Genomic DNA, 16,385 nt, shown 5'->3' with positions numbered 1-16,385 from the left:
CCTTCGCACACGCCCCCAAAGGCGCTTGAGAGCCGTCCATCTTATTGTAAACGCTTTATAAACTCTATTGTAAGCAGTATAATGGTTTACATCTAAGCACATTCGCAGCAAAACTGCGCAATTTCAACCATTTATGCAACAGGAACGGGGGTACCGAATATGCCCAGAAAAAAGAAGCCCGTCATCGAATACCGCCACTACAGCCTGCCGATCAATTTCCCCGTCCTGCTGCTAAGCGGGGACCGCTGGAGGATTTCCGATATCAAAAGTGAGCATCTGCATTTCCATAACCATTTGGAGATTGGCATTTGCTATTCAGATGGCGGCATTATGGAGATCAAGGGCGAAGCTGTACCTTTTAAGGCCGGCGATGTGACCTTCCTTCCCAGATATCTGCCCCATACGACGTACAGCTCGCCGAATACAGCCAGTCTGTGGTCCTATCTCTTTTTTTCACCGGAAGAGCTGTTTCAGCATTCCTTCAAAAACGCCTATACCAGCTTAGAGCCGAATCTGTGGAGGGTGCCGGGAAAGAACTGTATTGTTAATAAGGAGCAATATCCCAAGGTGCATACCCTGGCCACATCGGTCGTAGAGGAATTGAAGCAGCAGAATCCATATTATCAAGAGAGTGCCTACGGCTTGTTGTTATCCCTGTATATTGAACTCCTTAGAATTCACTCCACGAATGAAACGCTGGCCGAACAAGGGACAGAGCATAGCCTGAAAGGCGATTTTGTTATCTCTCCGGCGCTGGAGTATATCACGAAAAACTACATGGCTCCCATCACCATTGACTTTCTGGCCGGCCTGTGCCATCTGAGCACCACGCATTTCCGCAGAAAATTTCATGAAATCATGGGCACCGCCCCGCTCGATTTCCTGAGCAGCACCCGGATTGAGGAGGCCTGCAAGCAGCTGAAAAGCTCCGATCATTCGATTCTGTCGATCTCTGAGCAGGTGGGTTTTCATTCCATCTCCAGCTTCAACCGCTGCTTCTCCCGGCTTATGGGCGAATCGCCTAAAGAATGGCGTAAAGGGGCTCAATCCGAAGTCCAATCGGCTAAGGCGTCGATATTGGAGTTTACGGGATGGGTGTGAGGATGCAGGCAGCCCAGCTGCGCATAACGTCAACGGCAGTATTGGCTGTCACTCCATATTCCGTAAGGCAATACTCTACTTCTGGCGGCATCTGCCGGTTCAAGGGTAAACCGGCGCTGGAAGGAAGAAGAACTGCAGCTGAATTCAAACGATAATGCCATTATAATGGTACAGTTATCCGCCTCTGCCCAAGAAGTGGTTTGACGATGTTTTTGCTTACGGCCGGGCTTATGGTTCAAACGGTGACAAGCTTAAAGGGAAACGGTTCAGGCTTGCCGGGTCCTTGAACATGCCCGTCAGCTCCTAAATTCCTGCCGGACGCCATCAGCCTGCTCGGCAGAATTTCCCCACATTCCGATGACAGCGATTTCTCCGCTCCTATCGTATGGACCGGACCGCGAGGCTCCCGCAGGCGGGGAACCTCCAGCTTGGTCCCGGCAGTCCTCAGTGGTATGATAGCTGTAGTAAAGACCCGGGAGGAACGCGGATGACGCTTATTCAACTTGAAGTATTCGTTGCCATCATCGAAACCCAAAGCTTTACCAAAGCCGGGGAGAAGCTGGGGCTTACCCAGTCGGCGGTCAGCCACGCGCTGAAGAATCTGGAGCAGGCCTGGGGCGTCAAGCTGCTGGAGCGAAACCGCAGCGGCTTCGTGCTGATGCCCGTGGGGCAACGGCTGCTGCGGTATGCCCGGGATATCCTCCGGCTGAACCAGTCCATTCAGGAGGAGCTGGCCAAGGAGAAGGGGCTGCTCGTGGGTACTGTGCGCATCGGCAGCTTCCCCACAGCTTCGGCGGCCTGGCTGCCGGATGTGTTCGCCGCCTTCCATGACATCTATCCTTCCATTGAGACCCTCCTGCTTGAAGGGGGCTACCAGGATATTCACGACTGGCTGCTGAACGGCCATGTGGACATCGCGCTGCTGCCCTTGCCCCAGGCGGACTTTGACACGCTGACGCTGCTGGAGGAGAACTATGTGGCGGCCGTGCCCGAGGGGCATCCGCTGGCCGATCAGACGTGCTGCTGCCCGGAGGACTTCCGGGACGCCGGCTTCATCATGCCGCTGGCAGGCTCCGAATCCATGGTGAACGAATGGCTCAGCTCCCGCCAGGTCACGCCCACCGTGGTGTTCGCCCTGGACTACACCACCACCTTGCTGTCGATGGTCAAGCGGGGGCTGGGTGTCTCGCTGGTGCCGGTGTCCTCGCAGATTCCCGCCGGTGTCGCCACCGTCGCCCTGGAGCCGGAATTGAAGCGGACCATCGGCCTCGCCGTCCGCTCCTTTCAGACCCTTTCCCCGGCGGTCAAAGCGATGATTTCCGTGTTTCAAACCGTGTTCGCCGTCCAGCTCCAGGAACCGCCTTCCCCTTGAGGTTCCCCCCGCCTGGATGTTTCCCGGTCCATTCCCGCCGCAAGGCCGCTTCCCGGTCCGGCGGTCATGCGGACGCACGCCTCCTGTCTGCGTCCCGCTCGTTCTTCCTTTGCTCTCTTCCATACGGGTCCAAAACCGCCGTTCCCCCGGCGGTTTTTTCATTTTCCCGCAAAGCAATGAAGTTTTTGCATTTATTTCATGAATAACATTCATGGAAAATGAATAAGTATTTGCTTGTTTCATATTGACTTCATTTTTCGGCGTCAATATAATGTACCTACAACGTTACCTATCTTGACATAAGGAAGTGACCAGATGATTTCCGAGCAACTGCTGATTTTTCCCGAAGCCGAATATCGTAACCGCCTGCGCCAGGCGCGGGAGGTTATGGAGGCCCGCGGGGTAGAGGTCTACCTCGTAATGAACCCGGAGAACATCTTCTACCTGACCGGGCATCAGACCTTCGGCATTCAAAGCTATCATTGCTGCATTCTCTCCCTCGACGCCGATCCGATCCTGGTGGTGCGCTTCCTGGAAAGCTTCAACAGCAAGTATTTCTCCTGGATTCACAACATTGAGGTGTACGACGATCATGAAATTCCGGCGGTCGTCACAGCTGCGGCCCTGCAGAAGCATGGGCTGGCCGGCCTGCGGATCGCCGCCGACGATGCGTCCCTCTTCTTCCCTCCAGCGGTGCGCGACCGCCTGAACTCCGCGCTGGCCGGCCGTTTGCAGTCCAGTCCGGGTCTTGTTGAAGCCTGCCGGGCGGTCAAATCCCCCCTGGAGCTGAACTTCATGCGCAAGGCAAGCACATACACGGATATCGGCCTGAAGGCGGCCGAGGACGAGGCCCGCCCCGGCTGCACGGAGAATGACGTCGCCGCCGCCGCCTTCTCCGCCCTTACGCAGGCCGGTTCGGAATACGTGCAGATTCAGCCCATCGTTACCTCCGGCTGGCGTTCGGGCATTCCCCACACCACCTATCAGCGGCGGACGCTGGAACCGGGTGATCCACTGATCGTGGAGCTGACAGGAACCTACCACCGCTATGTCGCACCGATTATGCGCACTGTTGTCACCGGCCGGCCAACCGCCAAGGTTGAGCACATGTACGCGGTCTGCGAGGAAGCGCTGGCCGCCGTTCTCGGGAAAATCCGCGCAGGCATGACCTCCGGCGAAATCGACGGCGTAGCCCGCCGGATCATTGAGAAGGCCGGTTATCTGGACAACTGGCGCAAGCGGACCGGCTACTCTGTCGGCTGCTCCTTCCCTCCCGATTGGGGCGAGGGACATATCGCCAGCCTGCGGTATCAGGACGACACCGTGCTGGAGGAAGGGATGGTCTTCCACATCCCCATCGCCTTCCGCGACTACGGCGTGGCAGGGGTAGGCATCAGCGAAACGATAATTGTCACCCGCGACGGCTGTGAGCAATTAGGACATTCTTCAAGGGAGCTGTTGCTGAAATGAGCGTGAAAATGCAAAGCGAGGCCGTCAATCTCATCGCCGCCTACATCCAGGCCCAGCGCGGCCGGATGCTGCAGCTCCTGCAGCAGCTGGTCGATATTGAAAGCCCGACGGATCATCCGGAAGGGGTGAACCGGGTAGGGGCGATATTGAAGCGGGAGCTGCTGGAAGCCGGCTTCCAGGTTCAGGTTTTGAAGGAATCAGCATACGGAGACCATATTCTGGCAGACTATGAAGTGCAGGGCACGCCCCGGGTGCTGCTGATGGGCCACATGGATACCGTGTTCCCCCTGGGCACGGGATGGAAATTTACCATGGACGGCGAACGGGCCTACGGTCCCGGCGTCATTGATATGAAGAGCGGCGATCTGGCCGCCCTGTTCGCCTTCAAGGCGCTGCAGGCGACGGTAGGCGTTCCCCTGTCGGTGCGCATATTCTACAACAGCGACGAGGAGCCGGGATCACCGGCCTCCCGGCAGCTGATTCCCGGGGTAGCCGACGGCGTGGACTGGGCCTTCGTGCTGGAGCCGGCGGAGCCGGACGGCCATGTGGTCTCCACCCGCAAGGGCGTGGGCATCTTCCGCTTCCAGGTAACGGGCCGGGCGGCCCACGCCGGCCAGGAGCCGGAAAAGGGCATCAATGCCAACATTGAGCTGATGCATCAACTGCTGGAGGCGGCGCGGCTCGCCCGCCCGGAGGCGGGCACCACGGTTAATCCGGGAACCATCGCCGGCGGCACCCAGCCCTATGTCATTCCCGAATTCGCTGAGGGCGCCGTGGATGTGCGCGTGCAAACCCTGAAGGAGCAGCAGCGCATTGAGAAGGCGTTTCAGGCGCTGCCCGCCTCCCAAGTCGTGCCCGGTGCCAGACTTGTCGTAACCGGCGGGTTCCACCGGCCCCCCATGCCGGAGACGCCCGGCACCCTGTTTCTTAAGGACGTTTACGGTCAGGCCTGCGCGTGCGCCGGCCAGGCCGTCGTCTTCGGAGGCAGCGGCGCCGTCTCCGACGGCAACAATATTGCCGCCGCCGGAGTTCCCGTTCTGGATGGGGTCGGCCCCGTCGGCGGCCGCCTGCACAGCCGGGACGAATATCTGGAGCTGGAGTCGTTCTTTCAGCGGACAGTGGCGCTGGCGACTTCGCTCTATCTGCTGGGAGGGAAGGCCGATGCTGCCGGTTCAGGAACATTCAGTTGACGTACTGATCATCGGCGGCGGGCTGGCGGCTCTGCGGGCCGCTGCCGCTGCCCGGGAAGGCGGCGCCCGGGTAGCCGTCGCGGTCAAGGGGCAGCTGGGCAAGAGCGGCAGCTCGTCCATGACCAGCGGCGGATTGGCTGCTGTCCTCCCGGGGCTGGCGGAGGGAGACTCTCCGGCCGCCCATGCTCTGGACACCTGGACGGCGGGAAGCGGCATCGGGGAGCCGGAGCTGATCCGGCTGGTATGCGAGGGAGCGGCGGAAGAGGTGGAGACGCTTCTGGCCCGGGGCGGACGCTTCTTCCGTGAGCCGGACGGCAAGCTGTTCGTCGAGCCCAGCGGGGAGCACGCCCATCCCCGGGTGCTGGTTCCCGCAGCTCACATCGGCACCGACTTCACCCTGCCGATGAGCGAGCACGTGCGAGGGGCGGGAGCGGAGGTCCACGAGCATACGATGTGCCTGGAGCTGACCGGGGCGGAAGGGCAGGTGAACGGCGCGCTTTGCCTGGACCTGAAGGGCGGCGGGCTGGTCCGGTTTGCTGCCGGGGCGGTAATTCTCTGCACCGGTGGAGCCGGCAACCTCTTCTCGTTCACCAGCAATCCCCGGGATGTCACCGGCGACGGGTACGCCCTGGCCTATCAGGCCGGAGCCGAGCTGCGGGACATGGAGTTCATCCAGTTCTACCCGTGGCGCTGCATTCGCCCCTTCGACAAGGCCCGCGTCTCCGTCCAGCCCTCCACCTTCATGGTCGGCGGCAAGCTGCGCAACGCGAAGGGCGAGCGCTTCATGAAGCGCTACGATCCCGAACGGCTGGACGCCACAACCCGAGACCTGGCGGCCCGGGGCATCTATGACCAGATCCGCAGCGGCCTGGGCGTAGACGGCGGGGTCCGCCTGGATCTCAGCGAGGTGAGCGAGGACATCTTCCAACGTTACAATCCGAAGATGTGGCGGGCGATGACCGCCCGCCGTCTGGCCTACGCCGAAGCATCCTTCATTGTCGCCCCCGAAGCCCATTACTTCATGGGCGGCGTGCGCATCGGCGCCGACGGGCAGAGCACCGTAAGCGGCCTGTATGCCGCAGGCGAAGCAGCGGGCGGCATACACGGCGCCAATCGCGCCAATTCCAACGCGCTGCCGGAGATTCTGGTTCTGGCCGCACGCGCCGGCCGCCAGGCCGCCGTTCATGCCCTGCGCCACGGCAGCGGCGCCTCCGGCCAGGCCTTCTCCGGCGGCCTGGCGGAGAAGCTTCCCGCAGAGCTGCGCGAAGCGGAGAACGGCCGGGCAGCGGCTTCGGAGTACCGGACGAAGCTGCAGCAGCTGCGGGAGCGGATGGACCGCTCGCTGGGCATCATCCGCAGCGCCGCCGCGATGCGGGAAGGACTCGCCGGTCTGGATGCGTTCCAGGCAGACCTCGCCGCAAGCACGCCCGCCAGTCTGCCGGAGGTGCGGGAGTGGGCGGAGCTGCACATGCTGGCCATCACCGGCCGCCTCTGCCTCACGGCGGCGCTGGCCCGGGAGGAAAGCCGGGGCGCTCACTTCCGGGAGGACTTCCCGGACCGCTCGGAGGAGTGGGAGGGCACCTCGCTGCTGCTGCAGAAGACCGGCACCGGCATCCGCCTGGGCCGCAAGCGGACCGATCCGGAGAGCGCAGCGTTTCCAGGTCCGGCCGGCCGGGAGTAAACCTGACAACGAAGAAGGAGGACAGGTTCATGGCAAACAAATCCTACGCGATCCAATTGCAAAACGTTTCCAAGGTTTTTACAACGGAGTCCAAGGGCAAGGTAGACGGTTTCACCGCATTGCAGAACGTGGCGCTTTCCATCCGCGCAGGCGAGTTTGTCAGCTTGGTCGGCCCCAGCGGCTGCGGCAAGTCCACGGTGCTCAATCTGGTGGCGGGCCTGAATCCCGTTTCGGCGGGGCGCGTCTATGTCGGGGACAAGCAGGTGAACGCGCTGAACATCGGCGTCGGCTACATCACCCAGGAGGACAACCTCTTCCCCTGGCGGACGATGCTGGAGAACATCGCCTACGGCCTGGAGCTCAAGGGAATCAAAGCGAAGGAGCGGCGGGAGCGCGTCCAGCCGCTGATCGACAGGGTCGGCCTGCAGGGCTTCGAGCAGCATTTCCCCCACCAGCTGTCCGGGGGCATGCGCAAGCGGGCGGCCATTCTCCGCACGCTGGTGCTCAATCCCGACATCATCCTGATGGACGAGCCCTTTGGGCCGCTGGACGCGCAAACGCGGACGCTTCTGCAGCAGGAGCTGCTGGATCTGTGGGAAGGAACCGGCAAGACCATCGTGTTCGTTACCCACGACCTCGTGGAGAGCCTCTCGCTGTCCGACCGCGTGGTGGTCTTCACCCGTTCCCCCGGAAGGATCAAGGCGATGTACCCGGTGGGCTTCCCGCGCCCCCGGGAAGTGCTTCAGGTGCAGAAGAGCCGGGAGTTTCAGGAAATGCATGACCAAATCTGGTCCGACATCCGCACAGAACTGGTTCAGGCACCATGAGCCGCAGAAAGGAGGAAATCGAGATGGAAGAGACTTCAATTCGTATTCACGCCCTTCCCCATGAAGCCCCGGATGCGGACCTGAAGGGGCGCGTGATCGCCCAAAAGCGCCAAAGAATGAGAAAGAACAACCGGCAGGCAAGCCTGGGACGGCTCGCCCTGCTGGCCGCGCTTCTGGGGCTGTGGGAATTCGGCTCGGGACGGTTCCTCGACGCCTTCTTCGTCAGCAGCCCGTCCGCAATCCTGCGGGCGCTCTACGACAACCTGGTGCACAAGGACCTGCTGCGCCACGTGCAGATCACCGTATGGGAGACGCTGGCCGGCTATGTTCTGGGGGCCGGGGCCGCAGTGCTGCTGGCGCTGCTGATTGGCCTGACGGACCGCTACTACCGCATCCTGGAGCCATTCATCATTGCGGTTAACGGCATTCCCCGCATCGCAATCGCGCCGCTGTTCATCATGTGGCTCGGCATCGGCATAACGCCCAAGATCGTAATCGCGGCGCTGATGGTGTTTTTCATCGTCTTCATGAACACCATCACCGGCATCCGCTCCGTCAACGCCAATCTCATTCACATTACCCAGCTGATGGGCGGCACCCGGCTCCAGCTGATCGGGAAGGTCATCCTGCCTTCCTCCATGCCCTATATTCTCACCTCTCTGAAAATTGTCGTGCCGATGGCCATGACCGGCGCCATCGTGGGCGAATTCATCTCTTCCCAGCGCGGTCTCGGGTTCTTCATCAGCCGCGCCACCGCCACCATGGACATCACCAGCGCGTTCACCGGCATTCTGGTGCTGATGGTCGTGCTGCTGATCATGAACAGTCTGGTCAGCTGGGCGGAAAGGAAACTGACCCGCTGGCAGCCCCAGCATTCCCTCCGCAGCGACATGTAGCGTCTATGCTTACCCGAAAATTGAATTGAAGCCCGCCGGCATCATCCGGACGGAATTGACACCCCGTAGCCCCATTTCACGGTCAGCCCTAATCTTGTGAAAAGGTAGGCCGCTGCTCCGTAGGGGAATAGGGCTCACATTTTTGAGCTGACCGTGTATCATCACCAACGACAAGGAGTGAATCACAATGATGCGCAACGCGATTTCGAAGTCAATTTCAGCCGGCATACTCGCCTTTTTCCTGCTGCTGACTGCCTGTGGTTCCAACTCTTCCGGCACGGAGTCCTCCGCCTCTCCACCAAATGCCGCTTCCCCGTCTCCGACGACCGCAGCGGCAGAGCCGCAGTCGACCCTGGGACCGCCGGACAAAGTGAACTTCGCCTATTTCCCCGCCTTCCATACCATGGTCGTCTTTGTCGCCGACAAGGGCGGATTCTTCACCGAGCAGAACCTTGACGTGAACATGATATACACGGACAAAGGCTCGCTTCTGCCCACCCTGCTTATCTCCGGAGATGCAGACATCTCCACCGTGGACATTACCTCCATCGCCAACGCCCAGGCGCAGGGAAAAGAATTGCTGCATCTTTTCCCCACCTCGCAGAACATGAGCATGAACTTTGTGGCGGATAACAGCTTCCTCGCGGCCAACGGCGTCACCGCAGACTCGCCGCTGGAGGACCGCCTGGCCGTGCTGGGCAAGATGAAGATCGGCATTACCGGACCGGCTTCGCCTACTGACATTTATACCCGCTTCCTGCTCACCAAGGCGGGGTACAATCCGGACGACATCTCCCTCATTACCCTCACTAACGCCGGCAACCTGCTGGCGGCGCTGAAGTCCAGGCAGATCGACGGCTTCATGCTCACCCCGCCTACGCCGAACCAGCCGGAGCTGGAGGGCTACGGCACCATCATCGTCAAGTCGTCCGCCGGTGAAATTGCAGAGCTGGCCAACTACCCCTATCAGGGCATCACCGTGATGAAAGCGTGGGCCGAGGAGCATCCCGACACCGCCGCCCGCTTCGTCAAGGCGCTGCTCCAGGCCTCCGACTTCATCCGCGCCAATCCGGAGGAGGCCAAGGGGCTGCTGAAGGAATATTTCCCGGACATGGACGACGCCGCACTGGAAGCGGGCATGAACGACATGATCCCGTCCTTGCCGGTGGACGGTCTGCTCACCGAGGATTTCGTCAGCAAGTACCTGACGCTGAACAAGGAAATCGGCATTCTGGATCTGCCGGAGCTGCCCTCCGCCGCAGAAGGCGTGCTATGGACCAACGAATTTGTCAAGAAAGCGGGCGAATGACCGATGGCCAAGGGCAAGACTGTTCCCGCTGCAATAGAAGAATGGCCCGCCTGGGTAAGCCAAATGTCCCTTTCGGCAACGGCGGAACTGGAGCAGCAGGTGGAGCGCCTGCGCTCGGAGGGCGTGGAGCTGCTCTCCCTCGGGCTGGGTGAGCCCGATTTCGGCCCCTCTCCGCTAATCCGCCAGGCGGCAGTCGATGCTGTCCTCAGCGGCTTCGACGGCTACACCGCCTCCGGCGGCACCGCCGCCCTGAAGGACGCCGTCCGCGCCAGAATGCAGGAGGTTTCCGGCGTCGCATACGAACGCAGTGAAGTCATGGCTTCCATCGGCGGCAAGCATGTCCTGTTCAACACGATGCTGGCGCTGCTGAGGGCAGGGGACGAAGCCATCATCCCCATGCCGTATTGGGTGTCCTTCCCGGAGCAGGTCAAGTTCGCCGGCGGCGTGCCCGTCTGCGTCCCGACCCGGGCGGAGACCGGCTACAAGCTGACACCGGAGGAGCTGGAGGCGCGGCTGACGGCGAAGACGCGGCTCATCATCCTGAACAGCCCCGGCAACCCCAGCGGCGCGGTGTACACGCCGGAGGAGCTGGAGGCGCTGGCCCGGCTCTGCCGCCAGCACAACCTGTGGGCGGTCAGCGACGAGGTATACGCTGAGTTCAACTACCGCCCAGAGGGCCACAGCAGCATCGCCGCGCTGCCCGGCATGCGGGAGCGCACCGTCATCGTCCAGTCGCTGTCCAAGGGCTACGGCATGCCGGGCTGGCGTCTCGGCTTCGCCGCCGCTCCGGCCGAGCTGATCGCCCGGATGACTATGCTCCAGTCCCACACCACCAGCAACCCGCCTAACCTGGTCCAGCAAGCGGCCATCGCCGCTCTGACCGGTCCTCAGGACGGGGTGGCGGCCATGCGGGAGCGCTACCGCAACCGGCGGCGCATCGCCCTGGAGGGGGCCGCCGCCATCCCCGGCTTCCATTGTCTGGAGCCGGAGGGCGCGTTCTACCTCTGGGCCGATATCCGGCACTGGATTGGCCGACGGGCTGCAGGGCGTGTCATCGCCGACGCCGGCGATCTGAGCGCGTTGCTCCTGGAGCTCCGCCGGGTCGTCGTGATGCCCGGAACTGCCTTCGGCAGCCCGCACCATCTGCGCATTTCCTTCGCGGCGGACGAGATCACGCTGCGCCGGGGGCTCGCGGCCATCCGCGACGTTCTGACGCAGGCGTCCCCCGCCGGCTGAGGCGAATAATTCCTTATACAGCATATAGCTGAGCAATCAATTATACCGATCTGGAGGTGACCCGTATTGTACAACACGCGCAAGCACAAGCCGCAAGCGAAATGGCAGGGCATCTTCGTCCTGGCGATTACACCCTTTCAGCCGGACGGGACGCTGGACCTGACCGGACTTGCGGAGAACATCGAAACGTTTCTGGCAGAGGGCGCCCACGGCGTCATCGTCGGCGGAACCTACGCCGAATACCCCAGCATGTCCCGGCAAGAGCGGCTGTCGCTGTTCGCCGCGGCGGGAGAGGCGGTGGCCGGCCGGGTTCCCTTCGTCTGCTGCACCGCAGCCAGCGGCACCCGGGAGGCTGTCGAGCTTAGCCGGGAGGCCCGCACGGCGGGAGCCGACGGGGTGATGGTGACGCCCCCTTACGTAGCGGAGGTGCGCCAGGCGGATGTCCTGGCCCACTTCCGGCAGGTTGCCGAAGAGGCGGACGTGCCGGTGATGATTTACAACAGCACCAGCATCGGGTTGAATTTGACGCCCGAGCAGCTGGTCGAGGTGGCGGCGCTGCCCGGCGTCGTCTCCGTCAAGCAGGCCAATACCGATCTTCACGCCCAGGTACGCACCCGGGCGCTGTGCAGCGACGAATTTTCACTGTTTTGCGGCTCCGACGGCGTCGCGCTCGGTTCCCTGGCCCTCGGCTTCGACGGCATCACCTCCACCCTGGCCAACGTGCTGACGAAGGATTACGTCCATCTGTACCGCCTGGTGGGGGAAGGCCGGCTGGATCCGGCCCGCCAGCTGTTCTACAGCTGGCAGCCGCTGCGGGATTTCTTCCGCAAGCACGGCCAGCCGGCGGGCATCAAGCTGGCCATGGCCCACGCAGGCCGCAAGGCGGGTCCCGTCCGCGCTCCGTTCCGGCCGCTGGAGGAAGCGGCGGAGCGGGAGTATGCCGATATATGGAGCCGTTATCTGGAGAGGAGAGAAGCCCTTGTATCCTTATGAAGGTAGCATCGCCGCCGTGTTCGGCGGCGACAAGCGGGAATTGGAAATTGCCCGCTGTCTGCTGGAGCTGGGCGTCACGGTCCGCACTTTCGGCGTTGTGGCGGACCCGCGTTATGAAGCGCTGCGCGCCGCCAGCCCATTGGAAGCGGTGAAGGACGCCGCCATTCTCATCGCGCCGGTCCCCGGCATCGCTGCCGGGGACAAACTGTACGCTCCCGCCGCCGCAGGGGAGATCGTGGTAACTGCGGACTGGTTCGCCGCCGCAAAGCCGGAAGCCGCCTTCTTCTCGGGAATGGCAACGCCCACGATCCGCGAGATGGCCCGTCCCTACGGCACGCAGTTTTACAATCTCAAGGATGACGATTACCTGCAGGTGATGCACGCCATTCCCACAGCGGAAGGAGCGATCTCCGCCACCGTGCGGGAGACTGACCATACAATTCACCGGTCCCCGGCGCTGATCGTCGGCTACGGCCGCATCGCTTCGCTGCTGGCCGCCGGTCTGCGCGGCATGGGCGCCCGGGTGACCGTAGCCGTTCGGCGGCCGGAAATCCGCGTTCGCGCCTACGCCGACGGCTTCGAGGTCTGCGGCACCACGCCGGAGGAGCTGAAGGAAGCCGCCGGTCAGGCGCTGCTGCTCTACAATACGGCTCCGGCGATGCTCATCGACCAGGAGGTGCTGCAGGCTGTCCGCCCTGACGCTCTGGTCATGGACCTGGCCTCGCCTCCAGGCGGCATCGACCACGAGGCCGGCAGAGCCCTCGGCCTCCACGTGGTCTGGGCGCGGGGGCAGGCCGGGCTGGCGCCTATCCATTCCGGCAACGCCCAGTTTCTCAGTATAAAATCTGCTCTTGACGAAAGCTGGGATGCACAATGACCGAAAACATTCGCAATATCTACTGCGTAGGGCGTAACTACGGCAAGCACGCCGCAGAACTGGGCAACGCCGTGCCGGAAACCCCGATGATCTTCATGAAGCCCTCCCACGCCGCCATTCCCATGGAGGGCGGGGCGCTGGCCCTGCCCTCGGGCTTCGGCTCCGTCCATTACGAGGCGGAGATGGTGGTCCGCATCGGCCGGTCCTACGAGCCGGGCATCGCCCTGGAGGAGCTGCTGGCGGATTTCGCCCTCGGCCTCGACCTGACCTTGCGGGACGTGCAGTCAGAACTCAAGGAGAAGCAGCAGCCCTGGCTGAAGTCCAAGGGCTTCTTCGGCTCCGCGCCGCTGACGGCCTTCCGGCCGCTGCCCGCGCTTGAGACGCTCACCAGCACCGAATTTTCGCTGAACATCAACCGCCGGGAGCGTCAGCGGGGACGGCTGGCGGACGCCATTTTCGACCTTAGTGTGCTGACAGCGCACATCGGCGGCCATTACGGCCTGGCGGCGGGAGACCTGATTTTCACCGGGACGCCCGACGGCGTCGGGGAGCTGCACGACGGCGACAGCCTGGAGCTGTTCTGGGCGGACACGCCCGACGGCTCCGGCACCGTTACTCTGAAGTAACCGCGTCTTCTTCTGACCATGATCCCCCCGTACAATCGGTGAGTCAGGGATTGAGCGGGCGGAAGCGCCGCGCTTGACCCGGCACGACTTCCCGGCGGCGCATGCGGACGCCCGGCGCAATTTCTTCTGTCCCTCCCGATCCACACCCCTGGCCCGCCGGGGGTGTTTTGTTATTTCCACGCTCTGGCCGATCTGTGCCGCCTGGGCACCACGCATTTCCGCAGAATACCACAGAGATTGAAGAATGTTAACTCTAGTTAACATTCAGATGCAAAGACAACTGACGCATTTCGCACAGCCTCCGTACTTGTACTACAACGTCTCTGTACTGAGCGTAAAGCCTTCAATCACAACATCCTCGTCAACCTCGATCATGATGCAGCGTTTCCCTTGATAATTCACCTGCCTCACATACCTTAAATCCTGCGGGCTGACGGAAATGGTGGCTACCTTTGTCTCGATTTTGATCGACTTCGAATTGAATTTGGGAAGTACGCTGGCCGCTTTGAGTTCATAGTTCCGGTCATCGGCGACCGTCTCAAACGCAAGCTCCACCCTTTCCGCCGTCACATTCTCCACGCCGCTTACCTTCAGGACGCGTTCCACATCTCTGTAATCCAGCTTAGGAGGTTCTTCCTCCTCGGCGCCATCTTCGATCACCTGCTGGATTTCCTCATACACTTGAGCGAGGGTGGCCGCATCGAGCTGTTCGCCTGCAACTTCCTTCACGATGTCCTCAAAGATGGTTCTCACTTCCAAGGCCGTTGCGGATCTTTCGGCATTCAAGACTTGCCCGATGAACTGCGGATCCGGATAATTCGATTTTCCCGTACAATACAGAATGCGGTTCACATCAGAATAGTTGTCTGTCACACTCGGATAAAAGAACCCTTGCTCCGGCGAACTGAGCTTGATAATCGGATCAACGATGATATTGTATTTAAATTCCCTCTCCACATAATCGAACATGAGGTTTTTCCGCTGCTGTTCCGTGGAGTTCACGCTGCACAGAATGAACGGATGCGCGAACAGCTCGTCCTTCTCACTCTTTTCGGCTTCCTCATTCCTGGTCTTGGTGGGCCGGAAATACTGCCCGCGGACGAAAGTGACCACCATGTCCTTTTCATACTTGGCATCTGCCAGCATTTTGTTCACCAGCAGCAGCATCAGGTCCTGCCATTCTTCCCGGTCACCGGTCACGAGCGCTTGATGAAGCAGCACATTCGCGGGTTCCACCGCCTCCTCCTGAAAACGCAGCTCGAACAGCTTGTGGTCCAGCTCACCGGTCAGCAGTTTTTTGAAATTGCCGATATACAGCTCCTGCTTCTCTCTGTCTACCAGCCCGAACGGCTGACACTCGTAATGATAGATCTCACTGCTGTCCTTCATAATATACACGTTAAGAATATCAAAAAGCTTGAGCATCTCATGGTCCAGCTTGAATTGCTTGCGAATGTGCGCGACTTCTTTTTTATTCATAATGGGTTCGGCAGCTCCTTAGTTGTGTTATGACTTTATTCAGTATAATGGATCAGGAGGGGATTTGCCGAGCATCCTTATGCCGGGAATGACAAACCATGCTGAGAAGAAAAGCCGGGAGACAAATACCATGGCTGTACCAATCAGCCACGGATAGGCGCCGATCAGGTCCAATATCCCTGCCACGAATCTGAAGTACGCTGCCGTCACTTGAGCCTATTCTTCCATTTAACCCACTATTTACATCTGTAATAAATTGGTATACAGTAGAGAGGAAAGCGTTGTAAGCGTTAACATTGCGAGAGGAGGAGGAAGCTCTATATGAAATGAACCGGAGAACCTGAACAAGCTGATGGAACGCAAGGAGGTTCATAGGGAACGAATGCGAAGTGGAAAAAGTAACACTAATAGGCTGGAATTCTGGATTTAACAGGATTTAGTGGGATTTTGTACACTTATTGGAGGCCATCTCCCCCATACAAGGTGATTTCAGGCGAATTAGTTGTACTTTTTCCCACTAGGGATGATCCGGAATCCGAATGCGCTACCTTAGGGGTCCTTTTTACCACTAATTACGGCTGGCGAAAAAGCGGCAGAAGGAAATTCGGGAAATGCAGGAGGAGCGTCTGCCTTTATCTGCGGATTTCCACCGCGAACAGTGGTATACATCAAGAAATCTGCATACAGGCAGCGGCGGAAAGTCCAAGCATTCTCTGGAGTCACGGCCAATCCTAAATAGAAAAATTACAAGTTCAATCTATATATTCCGTTTGAAAAGGTTTTTTAGTTTATGCAGTTAAACTTTAAAAACATTTCATTGTGAGAGGATGGGCGATCTATGAAAAAACTGAACGCCATAGCATTTATTTTGATTATGGGCATATCAATGATGTTTGGCCTGACCGCATCGGCTAATCCTGCCATCGTAAGCTATGGGGGCAGCTATTCCAATACCCTCAACGCAGATCAAACAACATATGCCTACATTCTCCCTAACGCCAAAACGACCGGCACAAGCGTGAAAGTCACGGCATCTGCAGCCAATACACTTCGGCTGCACTACTACTGGAGCTACAACAATACGACGATCGACCTCGGCACAGCCATCGTGAACAGCACCAATTACAGCGGCGGTTCTGGCTACTATGAACCCGGTACACTGGTCACTGTAGTAGAACGGGTGCCCGGCTCGACTACGCCATTCCCTTCTGTATCCTACACCATTTCTTTCAATTAAACCGGACGGAGTGCCCGGATTCCCCGGCACAATCCAACCGCAACTGAAACAGGGGCGTGAATATTCACGTCCCTGCTTCGTCCTGAGCATC

General features: G+C 60.2%; 15 protein-coding genes and 1 pseudogene. 14 read left to right on the top strand and 2 right to left on the bottom strand.

Annotation, left to right across the window (positions count from 1 at the left end; all coding sequences use genetic code 11):
• Nucleotides 1-159: 159 nt before the first annotated feature.
• On the top strand, nt 160-1,101 hold the full coding sequence (locus HYD27_RS11505) for a helix-turn-helix domain-containing protein (protein WP_219215118.1): 942 nt from the start codon (nt 160-162) through the stop codon (nt 1,099-1,101).
• On the opposite strand, the gene HYD27_RS32930 is transcribed toward HYD27_RS11505, so the two are convergent.
• On the bottom strand, nt 1,085-1,192 hold the full coding sequence (locus tag HYD27_RS32930) for a winged helix-turn-helix transcriptional regulator (protein ID WP_219215115.1): 108 nt from the start codon (nt 1,190-1,192) through the stop codon (nt 1,085-1,087). The two genes, HYD27_RS11505 and HYD27_RS32930, sit on opposite strands and share 17 nt — an antisense overlap.
• An 87-nt stretch (nt 1,193-1,279) precedes the next feature.
• Between HYD27_RS32930 and HYD27_RS11495 the strand changes: the two are divergent.
• From HYD27_RS11495 to HYD27_RS11440, 12 genes and pseudogenes are all read left to right on the top strand, one after another.
• Nucleotides 1,280-1,408, top strand: a pseudogene (locus tag HYD27_RS11495) (NAD(P)H-dependent oxidoreductase); the annotation flags it as partial.
• Between the two features lie 180 nt (nt 1,409-1,588).
• Nucleotides 1,589-2,473 (top strand): LysR family transcriptional regulator, encoded by an 885-nt coding sequence (locus HYD27_RS11490; RefSeq protein ID WP_219215112.1) that lies wholly within the window; start codon nt 1,589-1,591, stop codon nt 2,471-2,473.
• A 315-nt stretch (nt 2,474-2,788) separates the two neighbouring features.
• Nucleotides 2,789-3,943, top strand: a complete 1,155-nt coding sequence (locus HYD27_RS11485; protein WP_219215110.1) for a M24 family metallopeptidase — start codon at nt 2,789-2,791, stop codon at nt 3,941-3,943.
• Nucleotides 3,940-5,133, top strand: a complete 1,194-nt coding sequence (locus HYD27_RS11480; protein ID WP_219215107.1) for a M20 family metallopeptidase — start codon at nt 3,940-3,942, stop codon at nt 5,131-5,133. Before HYD27_RS11485 ends, HYD27_RS11480 begins: the two co-directional genes overlap by 4 nt.
• Nucleotides 5,105-6,814: an FAD-dependent oxidoreductase gene (locus HYD27_RS11475; RefSeq protein ID WP_219215106.1), complete on the top strand. Its 1,710-nt coding sequence runs from the start codon at nt 5,105-5,107 to the stop codon at nt 6,812-6,814. The genes HYD27_RS11480 and HYD27_RS11475 overlap by 29 nt, the downstream gene beginning before the upstream one ends.
• Nucleotides 6,815-6,843: 29 nt before the next feature.
• Entirely contained in the window at nt 6,844-7,641 is a 798-nt protein-coding gene (locus HYD27_RS11470; RefSeq protein ID WP_219215101.1) for an ABC transporter ATP-binding protein, read from the top strand.
• 23 nt (nt 7,642-7,664) lie between these two features.
• Nucleotides 7,665-8,537, top strand: coding sequence for an ABC transporter permease (locus HYD27_RS11465; protein WP_219215099.1), 873 nt, complete (start codon nt 7,665-7,667; stop codon nt 8,535-8,537).
• Between the two features lie 187 nt (nt 8,538-8,724).
• The gene (locus HYD27_RS11460) at nt 8,725-9,846 is read left to right on the top strand and encodes an ABC transporter substrate-binding protein (protein ID WP_219215096.1); all 1,122 of its coding nucleotides are present in this window, start codon (nt 8,725-8,727) and stop codon (nt 9,844-9,846) included.
• A gap of 3 nt (nt 9,847-9,849) precedes the next feature.
• Nucleotides 9,850-11,082 carry a pyridoxal phosphate-dependent aminotransferase gene (locus HYD27_RS11455; RefSeq protein WP_219215093.1) on the top strand — a complete coding sequence of 411 codons (1,233 nt, stop codon included), beginning with the start codon at nt 9,850-9,852 and terminating at the stop codon, nt 11,080-11,082.
• A gap of 66 nt (nt 11,083-11,148) precedes the next feature.
• A complete protein-coding gene (locus HYD27_RS11450) occupies nt 11,149-12,075 on the top strand; it encodes a dihydrodipicolinate synthase family protein (RefSeq protein ID WP_219215090.1) in 927 nt (308 codons plus the stop codon).
• Nucleotides 12,062-12,952: a dipicolinate synthase subunit DpsA gene (locus tag HYD27_RS11445; protein WP_219215087.1), complete on the top strand. Its 891-nt coding sequence runs from the start codon at nt 12,062-12,064 to the stop codon at nt 12,950-12,952. Before HYD27_RS11450 ends, HYD27_RS11445 begins: the two co-directional genes overlap by 14 nt.
• Nucleotides 12,949-13,578 (top strand): fumarylacetoacetate hydrolase family protein, encoded by a 630-nt coding sequence (locus HYD27_RS11440; protein WP_219215085.1) that lies wholly within the window; start codon nt 12,949-12,951, stop codon nt 13,576-13,578. Before HYD27_RS11445 ends, HYD27_RS11440 begins: the two co-directional genes overlap by 4 nt.
• 312 nt (nt 13,579-13,890) lie before the next feature.
• On the opposite strand, the gene HYD27_RS11435 is transcribed toward HYD27_RS11440, so the two are convergent.
• Entirely contained in the window at nt 13,891-15,057 is a 1,167-nt protein-coding gene (locus HYD27_RS11435; protein WP_219215081.1) for a DUF4317 domain-containing protein, read from the bottom strand.
• An 838-nt stretch (nt 15,058-15,895) separates the two neighbouring features.
• On the opposite strand from HYD27_RS11435, the gene HYD27_RS11430 reads away from it, so the two are divergent.
• On the top strand, nt 15,896-16,294 hold the full coding sequence (locus tag HYD27_RS11430; RefSeq protein ID WP_219215078.1) for a hypothetical protein: 399 nt from the start codon (nt 15,896-15,898) through the stop codon (nt 16,292-16,294).
• The last annotated feature ends 91 nt before the right edge of the window (nt 16,295-16,385 follow it).

Origin of the sequence: Paenibacillus sp. S150, from assembly GCF_019352175.1 — a bacterium.
Taxonomy (GTDB): domain Bacteria; phylum Bacillota; class Bacilli; order Paenibacillales; family Paenibacillaceae; genus Paenibacillus_AQ.
Note: the sequence above shows the minus strand (reverse complement) of the source record. Positions and strands in the feature narration are given on the sequence as shown.